Consider the following 19,892-nt stretch of genomic DNA (forward strand, 5'->3'; position numbering starts at 1 on the left):
CAGGTCAAAGCACTGCCAACCGCTATCAGTACTTAAAGTACTAGTGCTATACTTCAAGTACAAGCGACTTGATGTACTTGCGCCGCACAATAAGTACTGATCGAGTGAAGACAGCGAGATCCCAGACCGTGACGGCGAGCCAGGAGGGCGTACATGTTCGGACTAATGGTTCGATTCACCTGCAAGGACGAGGCGAGTACTACGGCGTTCGACGCGCTCGTCGGTGAGACAATCGAGGCGATCCGCCAGCACGAGCCGGGAACGATCGTGTACGCCTCGCACCAGGTGGACGGCCAGCCGCTCCAGCGGATCTTCTACGAGCTGTACCGAGACCGGGACGCCTTCGACGCCCACGAGCAGACCGAGCACACCAGGCGCTTCCTCGCGGCTCGCGAAGACCTGTTGGCCTCGGTTGAGGTCGACTGGCTGAGACTGCAGAGTGGGAAGGGCACGACGTCGTGAGCATGGAGTATCAGCGGGCGCTCGGACGGCGTATCGCCCAGGAGCGCAAGCGGCGTGGCCTGTCGCAGGCCGAGCTGGCCCGGCTGGTGGATCGGTCGGTCGCGTGGATCTCGCAGGTGGAGCGGGGCGTGCGCAAGGTCGATCGCATGTCCGTGCTGGAGAAGGTCGCCGAGACGCTGGATGTGCCACTCTCGGAGCTGGCCGCCGAAGCGCCCGTGGTCGCCGCCACCAACGAGGAGATGCCGGGGACAGCCGGGTTGCGGCTGGTGCTGTCCGGCGCCCATTCGCTACAGGCCATGTTGCACACCACGCCAGTACCGGCCACCGACCAGCTCAAACCGCGGGTGGACCACGCGTGGGAGCTGGCGCACGAGAGCCGCTACGTCGAGCTGACGGAACTGTTGCGCGGGCTCGTACCGACCCTGGAGAGCGCGGTACGGTCCGCCCCCGCAGAGCGGCAGGCCGAGTTGTTCGAGCTGCTGGCGGTGACCTATCAGGCGTGTTCGGCGTCGCTCGCCAAGCTGGGCGAGCCGGAGGCGGCGTGGATCGCGGCTGATCGGGCTATCGGCGCGGCCGAGCGGGCGGGCAATCCGTTGATGATGGCGGCCGGGGCGTTCCGGCTGGGATTCGTCTTCCTGGGAGCGCGTCACTTCGATCAATTGGAGGAGACGGCGCGCACCGCCGCTGAAGCGCTGTGGTTCCTGACCGATCAGGGCAACGTGGAGGCGATGTCGCTGTGGGGTGGGCTCACCTTGCAGCGGGCAGTGACCGCCTCGCAGCTAAATCAGGCCGACGTGGCGTACGAGCACCTGTCGCGTGCCCGTGAGATGGCGGCGCGGGTCGGCGAGGGGCGCAACGACTACAACACCGAGTTCGGGCCGGCGAACGTGGCGCTGCATGAGGTGGCCGTAGCGGTGGAGGTCGGCGACGCCGGACATGCGCTGCGCGTCGGGGCCGCGATGGACACCTCCACGCTGTCGGCGGAACGGCGGGCGCGGCTGGCTATGGAACTCGCGCGGGCGCATGCGCAGCGTCGTCAGGTGGATGAGGCGATGGCTCAGTTGCTGGAGGCCGAGAGCATCACGCCTGAGCAGGTCCGTAACCATCGGGTCGTGCGGCAGCTCGTGTCCGACCTGCTGTCGATGCAGGATCCAACGTCGTCTGAACTGCGGGAACTGGCCGATCGAGTGGGGGCGTAGAAGAGTACGTCCCCTTTAAGTACTAGCGATTACTCTCCGCCACATCCACGCCACGACCCTGCTACTGGCCAGCGTCCCCGTGCAGGTCGTCGCGGCCCGCCTCGGCCACGCCGACCCGGCGATCAGCCTGCGCGGCTATGCCCACGCCGTCCACGAACAGGCAGCGACGGCGGCGGACGCCTTCGCCAGAGCCGTCAACGCTGACGGAGGCGCCCACCGTGTTAGCAAGATCGCGACATTGTCATGACAAACATGAAGCCCCTGAACCGGAAACACCAGTTCAGGGGCTTCTTGTTGCAGAGCCGACGAGGGGAATCGAACCCCTGACCTTCTGTTTACAAGACAGATGCTCTGCCGATTGAGCTACGTCGGCACGGCCTATCAGTGTAGACGCTAGAGGCGTCTGTGACGAGCGACCTCGTACAATGCCACCCCGGCCGCCACTCCCGCGTTGAGTGACTCGGCCGCCGCACGCATCGGGATGCGGGTGACGACGTCGCAGTGCTCGCGGACCAGGCGGGACAGGCCCTTGCCTTCGGAGCCTATGACGACCACCAGGGGTTCGGTCAGGAGTTCGACGTCGCTGAGGTCGGTTTCGCCGGCGCCGTCGAGGCCGATGACGAACAGGCCCGCGTCGCGGTATTCGCGGAGTGCGGCCGTCAGGTTGGAGGCGCGGGCGACGCGCAGGTTCGCGAGGGTGCCCGCGGAGGTTTTCCAGGCTCCGCCGGTGACTCCGGCCGAGCGGCGGGAGGGGATGAGCAGGCCGTGGGCGCCGAAGGCGGTGGCGGAGCGGGCGATGGCGCCGAGGTTGCGGGGGTCGGTGACCGAGTCGAGGGCCACGATCAGGGGGGTCTCGGCGGCGTCCTGGGCGAGCTCCACCAGTTCCGATGGGTGGGCGTAGTCGTAGGCGGGGATCTGGAGCGCGATGCCCTGGTGGACGGCGCCTTCCGTCAGGCGGTCGAGCTTGTCGCGGGAGGCCTCCAGCAGGGCGATGCCGCGCTCTGTGGCGATCTTGATGGAGTCGCGTACGCGGTCGTCGTTGTCGATGCGCTGGGCGACGTACAGGGCGCTGGAGGGCACCCCCGCCTGGAGGGCTTCGAGCACCGGGTTGCGGCCGCCGATGTATTCGGGGGCGTCTTCTGAGCGCCTCTGCCTGGGCGAGGCCGTGGGACGTCTGCCGCCCCCCTGCTCCTCCTTGGCGATGCGCTGCGCCCGCGCCTTGTCCTTGAACCAGTGGCGCATTTCGGCAGGCGGGGTCGCACCCTTGCCTTCGAGAGAGCGGCGCTTCTGCCCGCCGGTGCCCTTGGCCGGGCCCTTCTTCTTCGCGGGCCTGCCTGATGCCCTACCGCCTGCTGCCATGGCATCAAGGGTACTCGGGCGCGCGCACCGCCAGGAACCTAGCGGCTCAGCTCCCAGCGGGCTCCGTGCGAGGTGTCCTCGACGACGATGCCCGCCTCGGTGAGCTGGTTCCTGATCGCGTCGGCGGCCGCGTAGTCTTTGCGCTCGCGCGCCGCCTTGCGCTGCTCCAGCGCCACCGCCACCAGCGCGTCGACCACCGGCGTCAGGTCGGAGCCGGTGCCGCGCCACTGCGGCGAGCGCGGGTCGAGGCCCAGGACGTCGAGCATGTTCTGCGTCTCGGCGAGCAGCCGCGCCACCGCTTCCTTGTCGCCCCGCGACAGCGCGACGTTGCCTTCGCGGACGACCTCGTGGACGACGGCCAGGGCCTGCGGGGTGCCGAGGTCGTCGTCGAGGGCGTCGACGAACCCCTGGGGCAGCGGCGCGTCGGCGTCGACGTCGTGGATGACCTCGGCGGCGCGGGTGACGAAGCCCTCGATCCGCTGGTAGGCGGCGGCGGCCTCGAGCAGCGCCTCCTCCGAGTAATCGATCGAGGAGCGGTAGTGCGGGACGGCCAGGTAGTAGCGCAGCTCCACGGGCCGCACTTTCTGCACCATTTCGGGGATCAGCAGGGAGTTGCCGAGCGACTTGCTCATCTTCTCGGCACCGATCTTGAGCATCCCGTTGTGCATCCAGTAGCGGGCGAAGCCGTCGCCGGCGGCCTGGGACTGGGTGAGCTCGTTCTCGTGGTGCGGGAAGATCAGGTCGATGCCGCCGCCGTGGATGTCGAACGTCGGCCCCAGGTACTTCGTCGCCATGGCCGAGCACTCCAGGTGCCAGCCGGGACGCCCGGGGCCCCACGGGGTCGGCCAGGTCGGCTCGCCCGGCTTCTCCCCCTTCCACAGGGTGAAGTCGCGGGGGTCGCGCTTGCAGGACTCGTCGTCGGCGTCGGCGGCGGCCCGCATGTTCTCCAGCTTCTGGTTCGAGAGCGAGCCGTAGCGGTCGGCGTAGGACTGGACGTCGAAGTAGACGTCGCCGCCGGAGGCGTAGGCGTGGCCGCGCGCGATCAGCCGCTCCATGAGCGTGATCATCTCGGGGACGTGCCCGGTGGCGCGCGGCTCGACGGTCGGCGGCAGGCAGCCCAGGGTGTCGTACGCCCAGGTGAAGGCCCGCTGGTTGCGTTCGGCGACGGCGAACCAGGGCACGCCCTCTTCGGCGGCCACCCTGATGATCTTGTCGTCGATGTCGGTGACGTTGCGGGCGAACACCACGTCATAGCCAGAACGCGTCAGCCAGCGCCTGAGCACGTCGAAGTTCACGCCCGAGCGGATGTGCCCGATGTGCGGAGGAGCCTGCACGGTCGCCCCACACAGGTAAATCGACGCCCGGCCGGCTTCGACCGGAACGAATTCACGGATGGCGCGCGTGCTGGTGTCGTGGATGTGCAGGCTCACGATGGCAAGGCTAACGCCTCGGAGGCGTCATCACGCCGATAAATCCCGCCGTCAGGCCGGATATTTCAGCCTCGGACGATGACTTTGTCCGGCGAGATCCGTACGATGAGCCGTTCGACGCCCGGATTGTCCTCCCATGGCTGTCCCCGATACTTCTGCGACAGCTCCTCGATGAGCGCGCCCGAGGGGTCGGACGTCACGGTCACGCGTCCCCGCACCTCCAGGTAGCGGTACGGATCCGCCGGGTCGATGACCAGCAGGCTGGCCCGCGGGTCGCGCTCGAAGTTCAGGGGCTTCCTGCGCCCCTTCACGGTCGAGAACAGCACGTCGTCGCCGTCCGTACGCACCCACACAACGCTCGACTGCGGCCCGCCGTCGGGGTTGAGGCTGGTCACGGTCGCAAAGTTCGGGGCATCCAGGAGTTCGCGGGCATCTTTGGACAGCTCGGCCATGTCTCTCCCCTTGATCGGTCTTGGCCCTCCATTCTTCTGTAGGCTCGAATCCGCCATGGACGTGACTCCCCCCTCTGTGCTCCGCCGCCTGGGCATCGCCCTCGCCGGGCTCGCCGTCGCCGCCCTCACCGGGGCCGCGTGCGCGCTCTCCTTCGACGACCTGCGCACGCTGGCCGTCACCGGCGAGGCCAGGCCGGACCTCGCCTTCCTCTACCCGGCCGCCTTCGACGCGCTGCTGGTGGTCGCGCTGACCGCCGTGCTGCTGTTGCGCTCGGCCAGACCGGTGGTGCGCGTCCAGGCGGCGTTCGTGCTGGTCCTGCTCATCGTGGCGGCCGCGGCGGTGAACGTGGCGACGTCGGTGCGGTTCGGGTTCGACGTGCGGCAGACGGCCGTGGGCGTGGCCCTGGCGCCGTGGGTCATGCTGGCCGTGGCGCTGTGGCTCTGGCTGCTGCTGATCAAACACGTGCAGGCCCATCGGGGTTCCGCCCGCGACGAAGACGGCGAACGCCCGGCGGAGCAGGACATCGTGCCCTTCCACCGGACCCGGCAGCCGAGCGAGACGACACCGAAGCCGACGCCGAAGACGACGACGACGCCGGTCCACCTCGTCCCAGAGCCCACACCGTCCCCGGAGAGCCCGTCCCAGGAGCAGGAGCATCCGTCCCAGGAGAGCCCGCCGGTTTCCGCTCGGGTCAGCGAATGGTCGGTGCGGGAGGAGGACAAGGCGGAGGAGAAGCCAGAGCCCGAGACGCGTCCCGTCCGCTGGGGTGACCGGGTCAAGCCGACCGATGTCCTCGTCCACCCCCGGCCAGACGACAAAGAGGATAAAGAGGACGCTGACACCCAGCCCCACCCGGTCGTCACCGATGACAAAGAGGGCGACGAGCTGGAGGACACCGTTCCCCACCCCGTGATCAAGGAAGACGCTCCGGCCCCCTCGGGCCGCCTCCGCAGCACTCCCCGCCCCCCGGAAGAAGAGTGAAGGAACCCGCCCGGGCACGGAGCCCGGGCGGGTTCATCTATCCCGCCTAAGCGCTGGTGCCGCGTCGTAGCCCGGCGACCACACCGACGCCGACGACCGCCAGGACGACCTGCATCACCAACTCGATCCAGTCGATGCCAGGGGTCGTCGCCACGCCGAGCACCTGCGCGAGCGCGGTGCCCAGCAGGGCGGCCACGATGCCGACGACGATGGTGAGGATCCACCCGATGGCCTGCCTGCCGGGAAGCAGCAGCCGGCCGATTGCGCCGATCACAGCGCCGATGACGATGGCGCCCAGGATGGATTCGATTGTCATGACAGGAACCTCCTCGTGAGAGTGAGCGGTTCACTCCCACGGGGATGCTCGCTACCCGATCTACGGCGATTATGCGCCGATTTTACGAAACTACAGGTCAGGTGGGTGTTCCAGGTCCGCTACCAGGCCCGGTTCCGCGGGTGCCGCCGGTGCGCCTCGGGCCGAGCCGCGTGACGAGGAGGACGCCGGCGATGGCGAGGATGAGCTGGATGATGTGCTCGAGCCAGTTGATCCCCCGCGTGTTCGCCAGGCCGACCGCCTGTGCGATCAGCGTGCCGATCAGGGCGGCCACGATACCCACGATGATCGTGAGACCGACGGACATGTTCTGCTTGCCAGGCACTATCAGCCGAGCCAGCGCGCCGATTATGGCGCCGATGATTATCGCGGAAATGATCGCGCCGATCATGCGTATCTCCCCCCGGGACGTTCACATGTCTTGGGGGGCCATCTACCCGCTGAGCAGGCAAACTACCCGAGAGAAGGCGGCGGCCCGTACCGCGCCAGTGACGAACCGCCGCCTTCGGATTCGGCGGGCGTGATGACGGCCCGCCGGGACACCCTCACGTATCCCTCTATAAGACGCGCACGGTTCAGGAAAGGTTGGCGTCGACCTGGACGACCAGCGCGGTCGCGAGCGCCGCGATGCCCTCGCCCCGGCCCGTCAGCCCGAGCCCGTCGGTGGTGGTGGCGCTGATGCTCACAGGGGCGCCCACGGCGGCGCTGAGCGTCTTCTCGGCCTCTTCACGGCGCGGCGCCAGCTTGGGCCGGTTGCCGATCACCTGGACGGCCACGTTGCCGATCTCATAGCCGGCGGCGCGCACCTGGCGCGCGGTCTCCTCCAGCAGCGTGACACCCGAGGCGCCCGCCCAGCGCGGGTCGGCGGTGCCGAACAACCTGCCCAGATCACCCAGACCGGCCGCGGACAGCAGGGCGTCGCAGGCCGCGTGCGCGGCGGCGTCGCCGTCGGAGTGCCCGGCGAGCCCGGTCTCACCGGGCCAGTGCAGGCCGGCGAGGTTGAGAGGACGTCCTGAAGCGAACGGGTGGACATCGACTCCGACGCCCACCCGTGGAAGGTTCGTGTTCAGGAGTTGAGGACCTCGTCGAGCAGGGCCTCAGCCTTGTCCTCGTTGGTCTTCTCGGCCAGTGCCAACTCGCTGACCAGGATCTGGCGCGCCTTGGCGAGCATGCGCTTCTCCCCCGCGGACAGACCGCGCTCGCGGTCACGCCGCCACAGGTCGCGAACCACTTCGGCGACCTTGTTCACATCGCCGGAGGCAAGCTTCTCCAGATTGGCCTTGTAACGACGAGACCAGTTGGTCGGCTCTTCCGTGTGCGGCATCCGAAGGACATCGAAAACCCGTTCAAGGCCTTCCTGGCCGACAACATCGCGCACACCGACGAGTTCTGCGTTTTCCGCTGGCACCTGGACGGTAAGGTCGCCCTTGTCGACCTTGAGCACCAGGTAGGTCTTTTCCTCACCCTTGATGGATCGCTTCGTGATTGCTTCGATCCGAGCAGCCCCATGGTGGGGGTAGACGACCGTGTCGCCGACCTGGAAAGTCATGTGACAAGTACCCCTTCCGCTGTACTCCAGGGTACCACGCATCCACAGCCTCCCGGAACAGTGAAATCATCATAACTGCAGGTCAAAGCCGCATATTAGGGCTTGACAAGCGCTCAACTCTATGAATGGCAATTGCGGACATAGCTAATGACCTGCGGGGGTGTGGATATGACCATGCATTCGGGTGGATATGGTTGGCGCTGCGCTCACGCACGCGCGAAACGTGCGAGAGAGCCTGCTCATCACGCACGCGCGCGATCTGCGCGAGATCAAGGAGTACCCGCTCGTGACCCGCCCTCGCTGGATTGTCGTAGCCGCCGCGTTCTTGACAGCCCCCGTGCTCGCGGGCTGCGGGGCCGGATTCGACGCCAACACCAACAAGCCGTACGCCCCCAACGAAGCGCAAGTGTTGATGGATAACGGCGCTTACGGCAAGAGCGGCATTCACATCCCGCAGGCGTTCGTCCTCGGCCCCGACAGCGGAGCGCAGCTCGCCTGGCTCGGTTCCGCCCCGATCTACCTGAACATCCTCAACACCAACGGCGCCCCCGACACGCTCCAAGCCGTCTCCGCGGGCAACATGGGCAAGGTGAAGATGACGGCCCAGGTGCCGCTCCCGGCCAACCAGCTCGTGAACACCGGCAAGCCCACCCCTCAGCTCATGCTCGAGGCGATCCCCAGGAGCCTCAGGGGCGGCGAGACCATCAAGCTGGACCTCCAGTTCGCCAACGCCGGTGTCGTGTCCCTGAACGTGCCTGTGGTCACGCGCAGCCGCGAGTTCAAGGACTACCCCCCGGCCCCGAACGCCACCCCCGCCGCGACGCCCTCGGCGTCCCCGTCGGCCACGCAGGCGGCGGAAGGTCACTGAGACACGCAGAAACCCTTGTTCCGGCGCGTCCAACGCACCGGAACAAGGGTTGTTCACTCTTCTGTCGCGTCGAACTTGTAGCCCAGGCCGCGCACCGTCAGGATGCACCGGGGGTTGGAGGGGTCGGACTCGATCTTCGCCCGCAGGCGCTTGACGTGCACGTCCAGCGTCTTGGTGTCGCCCACGTAGTCGGCGCCCCAGACGCGGTCGATGAGCTGGCCCCTGGTGAGCACGCGGCCCGCGTTGCGCAGCAGCACCTCAAGCAGCTCGAACTCCTTGAGCGGGAGCTGCACCTGCTCCCCGCGGACGGCCACGACGTGCCGGTCGACGTCCATCCGCACCGGGCCGACGGCCAGCACCGCGGTCTCCAGCTCCTCGGGCACGTCGCCCTGGCGGCGCAGGACCGCACGGATGCGGGCGACGAGCTCGCGCGAGGAGAACGGCTTGGTCACGTAGTCGTCGGCGCCCAGCTCCAGGCCCACGACCTTGTCGATCTCGCTGTCCTTGGCGGTCAGCATGATCACGGGGACCTTGGAGCGCTGCCGCAGCGACCTGCACACCTCCGTGCCGGGCAGGCCGGGCAGCATCAGGTCGAGCAGCACCAGGTCGGCGCCGTCGCGGTCGAAGGTGTCGAGCGCCTCGGGTCCGGTCGCCGCGACCGACACCTCGAAGCCCTCTTTACGCAGCATGTAGGACAGGGCGTCCGAGAAGGACTCCTCATCCTCGACTACTAGAACTCGGGTCATTTGGCTGTCTCCAGGGGAATCGAGGGTGGTACTGCCACCGCCGTCCCGCCGAAAGCGGGCAGACGGAGTGTGAACGTGGAGCCGGACCCTTCCTTGCTCCAAACGGACACTTCGCCGGCGTGTGCGGCGGCGACGTGCTTGACGATGGCCAGGCCGAGCCCGGTGCCGCCGGTGGCGCGCGACCTGGCCGCGTCGACGCGGAAGAAGCGTTCGAAGATGCGTTCCAGCGCCTCTTCGGGGATGCCGATCCCCTGGTCGCTGACGCTGATCTCCACGGAGTCGCCGGCCGGCCGCACACTGACCACGACCCTGGTGTGGTCGGGGCTGTAGGCGACGGCGTTGTCGATCAGATTGCGCAGGGCGGTGACGAGCAGCTCGTCGTCGCCCCAGATGCGCAGACCCTCGGTGCCGCCGGAGACGAGCGCGATGTCCTTGGCGACGGCCTTGGTGTTGCAGTGGTCGATGGCGTCGTGGATGGCCTCGTCGATGGAGACCTGTCCTGGGGTCGGGATGGGTTCCGCACCCTGGATCCTGCTGAGGGTGATCAGGTCTTGGATGAGGTAGTTGAGCCGGGCGGACTCGTGCTGCATGCGCCCGGCGAAGCGGCTGACCGCCTCGGGGTCGTCGGCGGCGTCCTGGATGGTCTCGGCCAGCAGGCTCATGGCGCCGACCGGGGTCTTGAGCTCGTGGCTGACGTTGGCGACGAAGTCGCGCCGCACGGCCTCCACGCGGCGGCTTTCTGTCTGGTCCTCGGCGAGCACCAGCACCTGGCCGTAGGTGCCGAGCGGTGCCACGCGGACGGCGAAGTTGGTGGTCTCCTGGCCGAACTTGTGTCCGGCGACGTCGATCTCGCTCTCGCGGATCTCTCCGTCGCGGCGCACCTGCCGGGCCAGGGCGAGCAGTTCTGCGGCCATCAGGCGATCGCCCTTGACCAGCCCGAACGCCCGAGCCGCCGAACTGGCGCGCAGGACGCGGTCATGCGCGTCGAGCACCACGGCGGACGAGGGCAGCACGGCCAGCACGGAGGCGACGCCCTGCGGAAGCGCCGCGCCTGACTCGACGTCGTCGGTCGTATCGGTCCTGCGAGGTGCTTCGATCTGATTGCGGTAGAAAAGGACCGCCAGGGCGCCCACGACGAACCCGGCCAGGGCAGCGAAGCTCATGGCCATCTCACTCATGCCTCTGATGGTAGGCGGCGTTTCCCCAGGGACAGACCCCCTCATCAGGGGATGAACAGCCCTTTCCTGGAAAGTTCATCTGGCGGTAGGGGTTCGTTCATCGAGAGCCACGTACGGTGATCTCATGCGCGACGCGTACCATGAAGAACTTGATTCACTGACGGACAAGCTTGTGGAGATGACCAGGCTTGTCCGCTCGGCCATCTCCCGTGCCACCACGGCCCTGCTCGACTCCGATCTCCAGCTCGCCGAGAGTGTCATCTCCCGGGACGCCGAGGTGAACGCGGTCTTCGCCGACATCGAGGCGTCGATCTTCGAGCTGATGGCCAGGCAGCAGCCGGTGGCGGTGGACCTGCGGTCGGTCATCACGGCGCTGCGCATGGGCACGGACCTGGAGCGCATGGGCGACCTCGCCGTCCACGTCGCCAAGGTCGCCCGCCTCCGCCACCCCGACTCGGCGATCCCGCCGCAGATCCGCTCGACGATCCTGGAGATGGGCCAGATCGCCGAGAACATCGTCACGAAGGCCGGCAGTTGCGTGGCCACGCGGGACGTGGACTCGGCGCTCGAACTCGACCAGGACGACGACGCCATGGACAGGCTGCACCGCAGGCTGTTCAGGAATATCCTGTCCAAGGATTGGGAGCACGGGGTCGAGCCGGCCATCGACATCACGTTGATCGGGCGGTATTACGAACGGTATGCCGACCATGCGGTTCGGGTGGCGCAGGACGTCGTCTACCTGGTCACGGGGTCCCGTCCCGAGAAGAGCTGACCACCGTTCGAGGGGCAGATGGCCGACAAGCCGGGCAAAACGGAGACGGGCCGGTGCTGCGCGTGCGGACGCACGTTCACCTATGACCCGGGCGAGGTCATGACCGTCCTGATCGACCCCCAGACCGGCCTGCCGCCGGGCTTCTCCGTCCTCGGCACCCTGCGCCCGGCCGGGCCCGAGGCCGTGGCCAGGTCGGCCGACCAGCCCGTCTGCCCCGCCTGCGTGGACCGGGCCGCATCCCTGAAAGCCGCAGACGACCCGCCTCCCTTCCCCACCTGGCCGTGACGAGCTCAGCGCCGGACGGCCATCGCTCGTTCAGCGCGGGGTCGCGGCGGCAGGTCGACGCCGCCCCGCTCTCAGCGTTCGACGCTCTCCGGGAGGCCGCCGTCGGCCGAACAGGCCTGTTCGGCCGACGGCGCGCACGCGTGGTTCAGCGGCCCTGGTTGGCCACGGCCTCGATCGCGGACTTGGCCGCCTCGGGATCGAGGTACTCGCCGCCGGGCTTGACGGGCCGGAAATCGGCGTCGAGCTCGTAGCGCAGCGGGATGCCCGTCGGGATGTTGAGCCCGGAGATCTCGTCGTCGCCGATGCCGTCGAGGTGCTTGACCAGGGCCCTGAGGGAGTTGCCGTGGGCCGCGACCAGGACCGTGCGGCCGTCCGACAGGTCGGGCACGATCGCGTCGTACCAGTAGGGCAGCATGCGCTCGACGACGTCCTTCAGGCACTCGGTGCGGGGCATCAGCTCCGGGGGCAGCAGGGCGTAGCGGGGGTCGCCGGCCTGGGAGTATTCGTCGTCGTCGGCGATCGGGGGCGGGGGCACGTCGTAGGAGCGGCGCCACAACATGAACTGCTCGTCGCCGAACTCCTCCCTGGTCTGGGCCTTGTTCTTGCCCTGCAGGGCACCGTAGTGGCGCTCGTTGAGCCGCCAGCTCCGCCGCACCGGGAGCCAGAGCAGGTCGGCCTCCCCCAGCGCGAACTGGGCCGTCTGGATGGCCCTGGTCAGCAGGCTGGTGTGGACGACGTCGGGCCGCAGCCCGGCCTCCAGGAGCAGCTTGCCGCCGCGTCTGGCCTCGTCCTCGCCCTTGGCGGACAGGCTCACGTCCACCCAGCCCGTGAACAGGCCCTTTGCGTTCCAGTCACTCTCGCCATGCCGTAGCAGCACCAAAGTCGCCATGCGGCCAATCCTATGGTTCGCCGGTCGCGGCGGGGTCGGCGAACCGGGCGAATGCCTGCAGGTTGGCCAGCGACTCGCCGCGTTTGGCCCGCCACGCCCACTCGCGTCTGATGGACGATGCGAAGCCCAGCTCCAGCGCCCGGTCGAACCAGTCGTCGGCGTAGGTCAGCACGCAGCCGAGCAGGCGGTCCACCTCCGCCTCGGAGACGGCGGCCAGGGGAACCTTGCCGACCAGGTAGACGTCGCCCACCGGGTCGAGGCTGAAGTGCACGCCGTACATCGAGCCGTTCTTGCCCAGCAGCCACCGGAAGAACTCGGCGTGGTTCTCGTCGGGCCGGCGGCAGAAGAACGCTTCGACGTGCAGGACCCGCTCGCCGACGATGAGCCAGGTCATGGTGGCGAGCTTGTGCTGTCCGGGCAGTTTGACCAGGAACGCCCCTGGCCGCGGCTCGTCGTAGGAGACGTCCGCGGCCTTGAGCGCTGCTTCGACGACATCGCGCATGCCGTACAGAATAAAAGTCCGGGCTAGAAGTTGAGGGCCACGGGCAGTTTGTGAAGGTTGGCGATGGCGCCCGCGTAGACGTCCATGAGGCGCGCGGCCGTGGCCTGCCAGCCGAAGGCGGTCGCGTGCGTGCGCGCGCCCTGTGAGAGCTCGTCCCGCCAGCGCGGGGCCGTGATGAAGCGGCGCAGCGCCGGCGCCCAGTCCGCCGGGTCGTGGCCGTCCACGAGCAGGCCGGAGATTCCGTCCCGGACGGCGGTGCGCAGCCCGCCCACGGCGGCCGCGGCCACCGGGGTGCCGCACGCCTGGGACTCCAGGGCGACGAGGCCGAACGACTCGCTGTAGGACGGCACGACCGTCACCGAGGCCGCGCGGTACCACTCGGCCAGTTCCTCCTGCGGGGCCGGGGGGACGAGGCGGACGACGTCAGAGATGCCCAGTTCCGCGGCGAGTTCGGCGAGGATGGACGGCCTGGCCAGGCCGTTGCCGGAGGGGGCGCCGACGCAGGCCACGATCAGGCGATCGCGCAGCGACGGGTCGTCGATGAGCATCCTGGAGGCGGCGCGCAGGAGCACGTCGGGGGCCTTGAGCGGCTGGATGCGGCCCACGAACAGCAGTACGTGCGCGTCCTGCGGCAGGCCCAGCCTGCGGCGGGCGGCGGACTGTGAGGCCGGTTGGAAGACGGTGAGGTTGACGCCGGGGTTCACGACGGCGACGCGCTGTTCGGGGGCGCCGTACAGGCCGATCAGCTCGCGGGCCTCGTCCACGGTGTTGGCCACGAGGCGGTCGGCGATGTCCACGACCTGCTGCTCGCCCACCACGCGGGCCTGGGGCTCCGGCCTGTCGCCCTGGGCCAGGAGCAGGTTCTTCACTTTGGCCATCGTGTGCATCGTGTGCACCAGCGGCACGCCCCAGCGCTCCTTGGCCAGCCAGCCGACCTGGCCGGACAGCCAGTAGTGGGAGTGGATGACGTCGTAGCGGCCCGCGTCGTACATCGCCTCGGTGCGCAGCACCTCGGAGAGGAAGGCGCAGAGCTGGCCGGGCAGGTCGCTTCTGTCCATCTCCTCGTACGGTCCTGCGGTGAGGTGGCGGACCAGGACGCCGGGGGCCAGTTCGGCCACGGGCGGCAGGTCGCGGGCCGTGGCCCGGGTGAAGATCTCGACCTCGACGCCGAGGTGAGCCAGGCGTTTGGCGGACTCGACGATGTACACGTTCATGCCTCCGGCGTCGCCCTTGCCGGGCTGGTCCAAAGGGGACGTGTGCATGCTGATCGTCGCGACTCGGCCGACCCGTCGTCGCCTCACTCGACACCACCTCCAAGCGGGATACAACGACCCAGATTTTTGCGACATTCCCGACATGAGGTCATAACTGGGGTACGAATCCCTATCCCGGCCGGCATGGGGCCCGGAGACGGGGGTTCGGCGGGTTGCGGCAGGATGGGTCGCATGCGGAGAACGGCTGTGGTGACCGGGGCGAGCAGTGGCATCGGCGAGGCGACCGCGCGGCGGCTCGCCGCAGAGGGGTACGAGGTGATCGCGGGCGCCAGGCGGCGCGACCGGCTGGACAAGCTGGCCGCGGACGTGCCCTCGATCAGGGCGGTGGCGCTGGACGTCACCTCGCAGGAGTCGGTCGAGGCGCTGGCCGCCTCGCTGGAGCGCTGCGACGTGCTGGTCAACAACGCCGGCGGCGCCCTCGGCCTCGAATCGGTGGCGGAAGGGCGGCTGGACGACTGGCAGCGGATGTACGACACGAACGTCCTCGGCTCCCTCCGCATGACCCAGACGCTCATCCCCAAGCTCGTCGAGTCGGGCGACGGCGTGCTGGTGATGGTGACCTCGACCGCGGGGCTGGTGTCGTACGAGGGCGGAGGCGGCTACTGCGCGGCCAAGCACGCCCAGACCTCGATGGTCGAGACCCTCCGCCTGGAGTTGGTCGGGCAGCCGGTGCGGGTCGTCGAGATCGCGCCCGGCATGGTGAAGAGCGAGGGGTTCGCGCTCAACCGGTTCAGGGGCGACGAGGCTGCCGCCGAGCGCGTGTACGCCGGCGTACCCGACCCGCTGACCTCAGACGACGTGGCCGACGCGATCGCCTGGTGCGTGACCAGGCCCGCCCACGTGAACATCGACCGCATGGTCATCCGCCCCCGCGCCCAGGCCGCGCAGCACAGGGTCCACCGCGTCAGTGGCTAAACCGGTCGGATCGATCACCCGAGGGACGACCGGGTACAACCGGCTGCGGCGCTGCGACCGCTGGGTGGTCGCGGTGCACGGCCAGGCGCTGCGTGCCGCGGAACGACCGCTGGTGGTGGATCTCGGGTACGGCGCCTCGCACACGACGACGCTGGAGCTGTTCACCCGGCTGCGCGGGGTGGCGCCCGGGGTCGAGGTCGTCGGCATCGAGATCGATCCGGCCAGGGTGGCGGCGGCCAAGCCGTACGAGCGGGAAGGGCTGAGCTTCCGGCTCGGGGGCTTCGAACTGCCGATCTCGCGCCCGCCGACGCTGGTGCGGGCCTTCAACGTCCTGCGGCAGTACGCCGAGCCGGAGGCGTGGCGGCACTGGGAGACGCTGTGCGGCAAGCTGGCGCCCGGCGGCGTCCTGGTGGAGGGCACGTCATCCGAGAACGGGCGGCGGGCGGTCTGGGCGGGCCTGTCGCCCGAAGGGCCGGGGACCATCACCTTCTCCGCCCGTTTCGACGCCTTCTCCCGGCCTTCCGACCTGGCCGACCGGCTGCCCAAGACGCTGATCCACCGGAACGTGCCGGGTGAGCGGATCCACGCATTCCTGAGCGACTTCGACCGGGCGTGGGCGGTCAGTGCGCCTTACGGGGCTTATGGCGTGCGTCAGCGGTGGCTGGCCTCCGTGCGAGAGTTGTCCCGATCCTGGCCCGTGCCGACGCGACCGCCGCTCGGCGGTCCTGCCCGCTGGCGACTCGGCGAACTGACCCTCCCCTGGTCCGCCGTGGCCCCCTAGCGGGCCAGCGACTCGAACACGGCGTAGGCCGCGGCGTCGAACAGCACGAACCTGACGTCCCGCACCGCCGTATCGGCCCCTCTGACGGCGTCCAGGGCGATGCGCGCGGCGTCGTCCATGGGCCAGCCGTAGATGCCGGTCGAAACCGCGGGGAAGGCCACCGACGTGACCCCCAGCGAGTCGGCCACCCGCAGCGACTCGCGGTAGCAGGAGGCGAGCTGCTCTGAGCGGTCCTCCGAGCGCGAGTAGACAGGCCCGACGGTGTGGATCACCCACCGCGCGGGCAGCCGACCGGCCGTGGTGGCCACCGCCTGGCCGGTCGGCAGGCCCTTGCCGTACTGGGAAGCACGCAGCTTCCTGCACTCTTCCAGGATCTCGGGGCCCCCTCGGCGGTGGATGGCGCCGTCCACGCCCCCGCCGCCCATGAGCGAGGAGTTGGCCGCGTTGACGACCGCGTCCGCCCGCTGCTCGGTGATGTCGCCCAGTACCAGCGTGATCTCCATCTCACCAGCATCCCGGATACGAGCTCGACACGTCGTAGAGCTAGTCTGAATGGCGTGAAGGGTCTTGGCGAGCTTGAGCGCAGTATCATGGACATCCTCTGGGCGGAGAGCAACCCGCTCACCGCACGCGAGGTGGGTCGGCTGATCGCCGACCGCGACCTCGCCCCGACCACGGTGATGACCGTGCTCGACCGCCTCACCCGCAAGGGCTTCCTCGATCGCACCAGAGACGGGCGGGCGTGGAGGTATCAGCCCGCGGAAACCCGTGACGCCTACATCGCCGAGCTTATGCTGGAAGCCTTGGACATGACGGGCGACCGATCGGCCGCCCTGACCCGCTTCGCCCAGGCCGTGTCGGGCACGGAGGCGGAGATCCTGCGCAGAGCCCTCACGGAGCTGGAGGAAGAGTGATCACGGCAGTGGTGCTGGCCGCGCTCGCGATGGCGTGCGGGCTCGGCTCCTGGCGTTTCACGACGGCCCGGTGGACCTCACGGGCCCCACGGCTGGCCATCATCGTCTGGCAGTCCCTCGGCGTGGCCTGGGGGCTGGCGACGACGGGCGCGATGCTCGCCTTCGCCGTCCAGCCCTACGAGACGGGCGTGCTGCCCGGCCTGGTCGCGTTCGCGCGCGGCGAGCAGCCCGCGCACGCGTGGGACCCGCTGCACGTGCTGGCTCTGATCGCGGGGCTCACGGCGCTGGCGGTCCTGGTCGTGGTGCTGATCATGGCCGGTCTGCAGGCGTTGCGCGCCCGCAGGCGCCACCGCATGCTGCTGGCGCTGATCTCCCACGAGAACCCCGGCGTGCCCGGCGTGCGGGTGCTCGACCATCCCAGCGCCGCGGCCTACTGCGTGCCGGGCCTGCGCTCGCAGGTCGTGGTCAGCGAGGGCGCGCTCAAGCTGCTGTCGGAGGACGAGATGGCGGCCGTGCTCGCGCACGAGGCCGCGCACGTGCGCGAGCGCCACGACCTGGTGCTGCTGCCGTTCGCCGCGCTGCGCAGGGCGCTGCCCTGGTCCAAGGTCGCGGCCGACGCGCAGGGCCAGGTGGAGTTGCTCGTCGAGATGGCCGCCGACGACCGCGCGCGTCGCTACTGCTCGCCGCGCAGGCTGGCCACGGCGCTGCTCAGGTTCGGCACGGCGGGCGCCATGCCGACCCCGCACGGCATGATGGGCGTGCACGCCCACAACGTCATGGCCAGGGTCGATCGCCTGATCAAGCCGGGCCCTGAACTGGCCGCATCCACCCGCTACGGATATATCGCGCTATCCGTGACTTTGCTCACTATCACCCCATTCCTCTGGGTTATCCAGCTCTGATGCTAGCTGCCGTTAATCGCCGTGTTTGCAATTGCAAGCACCGCGAGGCAGACTGGACGTATGGCACTACCCAAAGTCGGCTCGATCGGTGAATACATCCGCGAGCAGCGGCAGCAGGCGCAGATCTCGCTGCGCCAGCTCGCGGCGGCGGCGGGGGTTTCCAACCCCTACCTGAGCCAGATCGAGCGCGGCCTGCGCAAGCCGAGCGCGGAGATTCTCAACCAGATCGCCAAGGGTCTGCGCATCTCCTCGCAAGCGCTCTACGTGCAGGCGGGCCTCATCGAGGACCGTGAGCCGCCCAGCGACGTGATCACCACGATCAGGGCCGACGCGCACCTCTCAGAGCGCCAACGCCAGGTGCTGATCGACATCTACGAATCATTCCGCAAGGAGAAGCGCGCCGAGGACGAGCAGACCTCCCAGAATGCTCACCCCCGGCACGACTCCGAGCCGGACGACGTGCCGCTGTCGGAGGAGTTCCTCGCCGCCATCGAGCCCTTCGCGGCGCCCTCGCGAGGCGGCAACGTCACCCAGGAAACCAAGGAAGGTTAACCCATGACGCTCTCCACTGAGGTGAAGAAGCTCACCGAATCCAAGCCGTTCTACGCCGTCGCGGGCGTGGGCGACTACGCCGTCGAGAAGCTGCGCGAGCTGCCCGAGCAGTTCCACAAGCTCCAGTCGCGCCGCACCGAGCTGGCCAAGGACCTTCCCGAGCGGGCCCGCGAGTACGCGGGCAAGGCCGAGGGCTTCGCCAAGGAGCTCCCCGAGAAGGCCCGCGAGTACGCCGACCAGCTCACCCACCGGGCCACCGAGGCCTACGAGGGCTTCGCCACGCGTGGCCGCCGGGTCGTCAGCAAGACCTCCGGCGATGCCGCCCTGGAGCTCGAAGAGGTTTCCGAGGCTGCCCGGCCGGTCAAGAAGACCCGCACCACCAGGACCAAGGCCTGAGGTGACAGCAGGGCCCGTCTCCGATCGGAGGCGGGCCTTCCCGTTTGGGGGTGCCCGCCTGTCGGGGACGCCTATTAGGCTGAAGCCGGATTTCCATCGCGGCGTTGGGCGGAGCCAACAAACATGAACTTGATCAACGGTGTCTTCAACCTTCTCTTCCTGGTGCTCGCGACGGCCATCTTCGGCATGTCGATCTACGCGCTCGTGCACGCGCTCCGGGTGCCGACCCCCGCCTTCGTCTCGGCGGGCAAGCTCCAGAAGAACCTGTGGCTGCTGATCCTCGTGCTGGCGACGCTGTTCTCCGGCGCGGGCGCGTGGAGCTACTTCAGGGCCTTCCGGATCGTGGGCAGCGTCGAGTTCATCGGCATCGGCCTGGGCTTCTTCTCAATCCTGGCGGTCATCGCCGCCACGATCTACATCGTCGACGTCAAGCCCGCCGTCAAGGGCATGGGCGGCCGGGGCAACAACGGCCCCTACGGCCCCTGGTAAACGACCTCAGTCCAGTTCGCGGGCCAGCCAGGCGGCCAGGCGTTCGTGCCCTGCGGCCGTGGGGTGCACGCCGTCGGGCAGCAGCGCGTCCGGCGGCCAGCGCCGGCGCAGCGGGTCGAGGAACGGCACGCCCTCCCTGCTCGCCGCCTCCGCCAGGGCGTCGCGCACGCCGTAGGCCCGGCGCGGCGGCTCGTCCAGCCAGATCGGGCCGACCAGCACGATCCTGGCGCCCGGCCAGCGCTCGCGCGCCTGCCGCACCAGGTTGGCGGCGGCCTGGCCCACGTGCTCGGCGCTCCCGCTCCGGTCGTTGTGCCCGCCGGAGATGACCAGCAGGTCGGGGGCCGGGCGCCAGGCCAGCTCCTCCTCGAACGACTGCTGGAACGTACGCCCGACGCGGCCCCGGTTGACGAACCCCGTGCCGCTCGCCCCCGCGATGACCGGCTGCCAGCCCAGCAGGCGCGCGGTCAGCGAGGCATAGGTCCGCCACCGCGGCACCGGCCCCGACCCGACGGTGAAGCTGTCGCCCACGAACATGATCACCGGCGCTTTGTGCGACGCCGTGACGTTCCTGGGCGCCGGAGGGCCGCATCCGGAGACGAGCCCCATCATCGCGATCGCCGGTGCGATCAGGGACCGATGCCTCATTCCCACCTCGGGCA

At 69.0% G+C, this 19,892-nt stretch carries 28 protein-coding genes and 1 tRNA gene; 14 read left to right on the plus strand and 15 right to left on the minus strand.

Annotated features, from left to right (window positions below; translation table 11 throughout):
- The first annotated feature begins 165 nt into the window (after positions 1-165).
- The 3 genes from ACFOY2_RS39680 (at position 166) to ACFOY2_RS39690 (ending at position 1,908) form a co-directional block, all read left to right on the plus strand.
- Positions 166-462, plus strand: coding sequence for a putative quinol monooxygenase (locus tag ACFOY2_RS39680; protein WP_379533269.1), 297 nt, complete (start codon positions 166-168; stop codon positions 460-462).
- Between the two features lie 2 nt (positions 463-464).
- Positions 465-1,661, plus strand: coding sequence for a helix-turn-helix domain-containing protein (locus ACFOY2_RS39685; RefSeq protein ID WP_379533330.1), 1,197 nt, complete (start codon positions 465-467; stop codon positions 1,659-1,661).
- Between the two features lie 79 nt (positions 1,662-1,740).
- Positions 1,741-1,908 (plus strand): hypothetical protein, encoded by a 168-nt coding sequence (locus ACFOY2_RS39690; RefSeq protein WP_379533270.1) that lies wholly within the window; start codon positions 1,741-1,743, stop codon positions 1,906-1,908.
- Positions 1,909-1,961: 53 nt separating this feature from the next.
- Here ACFOY2_RS39690 and ACFOY2_RS39695 read toward each other — a convergent pair.
- From ACFOY2_RS39695 to ACFOY2_RS39710, 4 genes are all read right to left on the minus strand, one after another.
- Positions 1,962-2,034: transfer RNA gene (locus ACFOY2_RS39695), tRNA-Thr, on the minus strand.
- Positions 2,035-2,054: 20 nt separating this feature from the next.
- Positions 2,055-3,020 (minus strand): 23S rRNA (guanosine(2251)-2'-O)-methyltransferase RlmB, encoded by a 966-nt coding sequence (gene rlmB / locus ACFOY2_RS39700; RefSeq protein WP_379533271.1) that lies wholly within the window; start codon positions 3,018-3,020, stop codon positions 2,055-2,057.
- A gap of 38 nt (positions 3,021-3,058) precedes the next feature.
- Positions 3,059-4,450, minus strand: a complete 1,392-nt coding sequence (gene cysS / locus ACFOY2_RS39705; RefSeq protein WP_379533272.1) for a cysteine--tRNA ligase — start codon at positions 4,448-4,450, stop codon at positions 3,059-3,061.
- A 65-nt stretch (positions 4,451-4,515) separates the two neighbouring features.
- On the minus strand, positions 4,516-4,902 hold the full coding sequence (locus tag ACFOY2_RS39710; protein WP_379533273.1) for a PPOX class F420-dependent oxidoreductase: 387 nt from the start codon (positions 4,900-4,902) through the stop codon (positions 4,516-4,518).
- Between the two features lie 55 nt (positions 4,903-4,957).
- Here ACFOY2_RS39710 and ACFOY2_RS39715 point away from each other — a divergent pair, with 55 nt between their 5' ends.
- Positions 4,958-5,884 (plus strand): DUF2637 domain-containing protein, encoded by a 927-nt coding sequence (locus tag ACFOY2_RS39715; RefSeq protein ID WP_379533274.1) that lies wholly within the window; start codon positions 4,958-4,960, stop codon positions 5,882-5,884.
- Between the two features lie 46 nt (positions 5,885-5,930).
- On the opposite strand, the gene ACFOY2_RS39720 is transcribed toward ACFOY2_RS39715, so the two are convergent.
- The 4 genes from ACFOY2_RS39720 to ACFOY2_RS39735 all read right to left on the minus strand — a co-directional run bounded on the left by ACFOY2_RS39720 (position 5,931) and on the right by ACFOY2_RS39735 (position 7,767).
- Positions 5,931-6,200: a GlsB/YeaQ/YmgE family stress response membrane protein gene (locus ACFOY2_RS39720; RefSeq protein WP_379533275.1), complete on the minus strand. Its 270-nt coding sequence runs from the start codon at positions 6,198-6,200 to the stop codon at positions 5,931-5,933.
- 97 nt (positions 6,201-6,297) lie between these two features.
- Entirely contained in the window at positions 6,298-6,609 is a 312-nt protein-coding gene (locus ACFOY2_RS39725; RefSeq protein ID WP_379533276.1) for a GlsB/YeaQ/YmgE family stress response membrane protein, read from the minus strand.
- A 184-nt stretch (positions 6,610-6,793) separates the two neighbouring features.
- A complete protein-coding gene (gene ispF, locus ACFOY2_RS39730) occupies positions 6,794-7,267 on the minus strand; it encodes a 2-C-methyl-D-erythritol 2,4-cyclodiphosphate synthase (protein ID WP_379533277.1) in 474 nt (157 codons plus the stop codon).
- A 17-nt stretch (positions 7,268-7,284) separates the two neighbouring features.
- Positions 7,285-7,767, minus strand: a complete 483-nt coding sequence (locus tag ACFOY2_RS39735) for a CarD family transcriptional regulator (RefSeq protein ID WP_043624891.1) — start codon at positions 7,765-7,767, stop codon at positions 7,285-7,287.
- A gap of 223 nt (positions 7,768-7,990) precedes the next feature.
- On the opposite strand from ACFOY2_RS39735, the gene ACFOY2_RS39740 reads away from it, so the two are divergent.
- The gene (locus tag ACFOY2_RS39740; RefSeq protein WP_379533278.1) at positions 7,991-8,635 is read left to right on the plus strand and encodes a copper chaperone PCu(A)C; all 645 of its coding nucleotides are present in this window, start codon (positions 7,991-7,993) and stop codon (positions 8,633-8,635) included.
- A gap of 53 nt (positions 8,636-8,688) precedes the next feature.
- Here the strand turns inward: ACFOY2_RS39740 and ACFOY2_RS39745 are convergent, their stop codons facing one another.
- Both ACFOY2_RS39745 and ACFOY2_RS39750 read right to left on the minus strand, forming a co-directional pair.
- Positions 8,689-9,381: a winged helix-turn-helix domain-containing protein gene (locus ACFOY2_RS39745; protein ID WP_379533279.1), complete on the minus strand. Its 693-nt coding sequence runs from the start codon at positions 9,379-9,381 to the stop codon at positions 8,689-8,691.
- Positions 9,378-10,550, minus strand: a complete 1,173-nt coding sequence (locus ACFOY2_RS39750) for a sensor histidine kinase (protein WP_379533331.1) — start codon at positions 10,548-10,550, stop codon at positions 9,378-9,380. Before ACFOY2_RS39750 ends, ACFOY2_RS39745 begins: the two co-directional genes overlap by 4 nt.
- Positions 10,551-10,683: 133 nt before the next feature.
- On the opposite strand from ACFOY2_RS39750, the gene phoU reads away from it, so the two are divergent.
- The gene (gene phoU, locus ACFOY2_RS39755; protein WP_357825153.1) at positions 10,684-11,334 is read left to right on the plus strand and encodes a phosphate signaling complex protein PhoU; all 651 of its coding nucleotides are present in this window, start codon (positions 10,684-10,686) and stop codon (positions 11,332-11,334) included.
- A gap of 18 nt (positions 11,335-11,352) precedes the next feature.
- A complete protein-coding gene (locus ACFOY2_RS39760) occupies positions 11,353-11,619 on the plus strand; it encodes a hypothetical protein (protein WP_379533280.1) in 267 nt (88 codons plus the stop codon).
- A 145-nt stretch (positions 11,620-11,764) separates the two neighbouring features.
- Here ACFOY2_RS39760 and ACFOY2_RS39765 read toward each other — a convergent pair whose 3' ends face one another.
- Genes ACFOY2_RS39765 through mshA form a run of 3 tightly spaced genes read right to left on the minus strand, consistent with a single transcriptional unit; the run spans position 11,765 to position 14,311 of the window.
- On the minus strand, positions 11,765-12,508 hold the full coding sequence (locus tag ACFOY2_RS39765; protein WP_379533281.1) for a phosphoglyceromutase: 744 nt from the start codon (positions 12,506-12,508) through the stop codon (positions 11,765-11,767).
- Between the two features lie 10 nt (positions 12,509-12,518).
- Complete coding sequence (locus ACFOY2_RS39770; RefSeq protein ID WP_379533282.1) at positions 12,519-13,010, minus strand: type III secretion system chaperone family protein; 492 nt, start codon at positions 13,008-13,010, stop codon at positions 12,519-12,521.
- A 23-nt stretch (positions 13,011-13,033) separates the two neighbouring features.
- Complete coding sequence (gene mshA, locus ACFOY2_RS39775; protein ID WP_449290156.1) at positions 13,034-14,311, minus strand: D-inositol-3-phosphate glycosyltransferase; 1,278 nt, start codon at positions 14,309-14,311, stop codon at positions 13,034-13,036.
- 144 nt (positions 14,312-14,455) lie between these two features.
- On the opposite strand from mshA, the gene ACFOY2_RS39780 reads away from it, so the two are divergent.
- Both ACFOY2_RS39780 and ACFOY2_RS39785 read left to right on the plus strand, forming a co-directional pair.
- Positions 14,456-15,199, plus strand: coding sequence for an SDR family NAD(P)-dependent oxidoreductase (locus tag ACFOY2_RS39780; RefSeq protein ID WP_379533283.1), 744 nt, complete (start codon positions 14,456-14,458; stop codon positions 15,197-15,199).
- Positions 15,192-15,980, plus strand: coding sequence for a class I SAM-dependent methyltransferase (locus tag ACFOY2_RS39785; RefSeq protein WP_379533284.1), 789 nt, complete (start codon positions 15,192-15,194; stop codon positions 15,978-15,980). The genes ACFOY2_RS39780 and ACFOY2_RS39785 overlap by 8 nt, the downstream gene beginning before the upstream one ends.
- Here the strand turns inward: ACFOY2_RS39785 and ACFOY2_RS39790 are convergent.
- Entirely contained in the window at positions 15,977-16,483 is a 507-nt protein-coding gene (locus tag ACFOY2_RS39790; protein WP_379533285.1) for an O-acetyl-ADP-ribose deacetylase, read from the minus strand. The two genes, ACFOY2_RS39785 and ACFOY2_RS39790, sit on opposite strands and share 4 nt — an antisense overlap.
- 54 nt (positions 16,484-16,537) lie before the next feature.
- On the opposite strand from ACFOY2_RS39790, the gene ACFOY2_RS39795 reads away from it, so the two are divergent.
- From ACFOY2_RS39795 to ACFOY2_RS39815, 5 genes are all read left to right on the plus strand, one after another.
- Positions 16,538-16,894 carry a BlaI/MecI/CopY family transcriptional regulator gene (locus ACFOY2_RS39795; RefSeq protein ID WP_357825175.1) on the plus strand — a complete coding sequence of 119 codons (357 nt, stop codon included), beginning with the start codon at positions 16,538-16,540 and terminating at the stop codon, positions 16,892-16,894.
- Positions 16,891-17,796: a M56 family metallopeptidase gene (locus ACFOY2_RS39800; RefSeq protein WP_379533286.1), complete on the plus strand. Its 906-nt coding sequence runs from the start codon at positions 16,891-16,893 to the stop codon at positions 17,794-17,796. Before ACFOY2_RS39795 ends, ACFOY2_RS39800 begins: the two co-directional genes overlap by 4 nt.
- Positions 17,797-17,856: 60 nt before the next feature.
- On the plus strand, positions 17,857-18,348 hold the full coding sequence (locus tag ACFOY2_RS39805) for a helix-turn-helix domain-containing protein (protein ID WP_379533287.1): 492 nt from the start codon (positions 17,857-17,859) through the stop codon (positions 18,346-18,348).
- A 3-nt stretch (positions 18,349-18,351) separates the two neighbouring features.
- Positions 18,352-18,744, plus strand: coding sequence for a hypothetical protein (locus tag ACFOY2_RS39810; protein WP_379533288.1), 393 nt, complete (start codon positions 18,352-18,354; stop codon positions 18,742-18,744).
- Between the two features lie 123 nt (positions 18,745-18,867).
- Positions 18,868-19,233 carry a DUF2516 family protein gene (locus tag ACFOY2_RS39815; protein ID WP_379533289.1) on the plus strand — a complete coding sequence of 122 codons (366 nt, stop codon included), beginning with the start codon at positions 18,868-18,870 and terminating at the stop codon, positions 19,231-19,233.
- A gap of 6 nt (positions 19,234-19,239) precedes the next feature.
- On the opposite strand, the gene ACFOY2_RS39820 is transcribed toward ACFOY2_RS39815, so the two are convergent.
- Positions 19,240-19,878 carry an SGNH/GDSL hydrolase family protein gene (locus ACFOY2_RS39820; protein WP_379533290.1) on the minus strand — a complete coding sequence of 213 codons (639 nt, stop codon included), beginning with the start codon at positions 19,876-19,878 and terminating at the stop codon, positions 19,240-19,242.
- Positions 19,879-19,892: the final 14 nt, after the last annotated feature.

The sequence above is a fragment of the Nonomuraea purpurea genome (assembly GCF_042650645.1).
Taxonomy (GTDB): domain Bacteria; phylum Actinomycetota; class Actinomycetes; order Streptosporangiales; family Streptosporangiaceae; genus Nonomuraea; species Nonomuraea purpurea.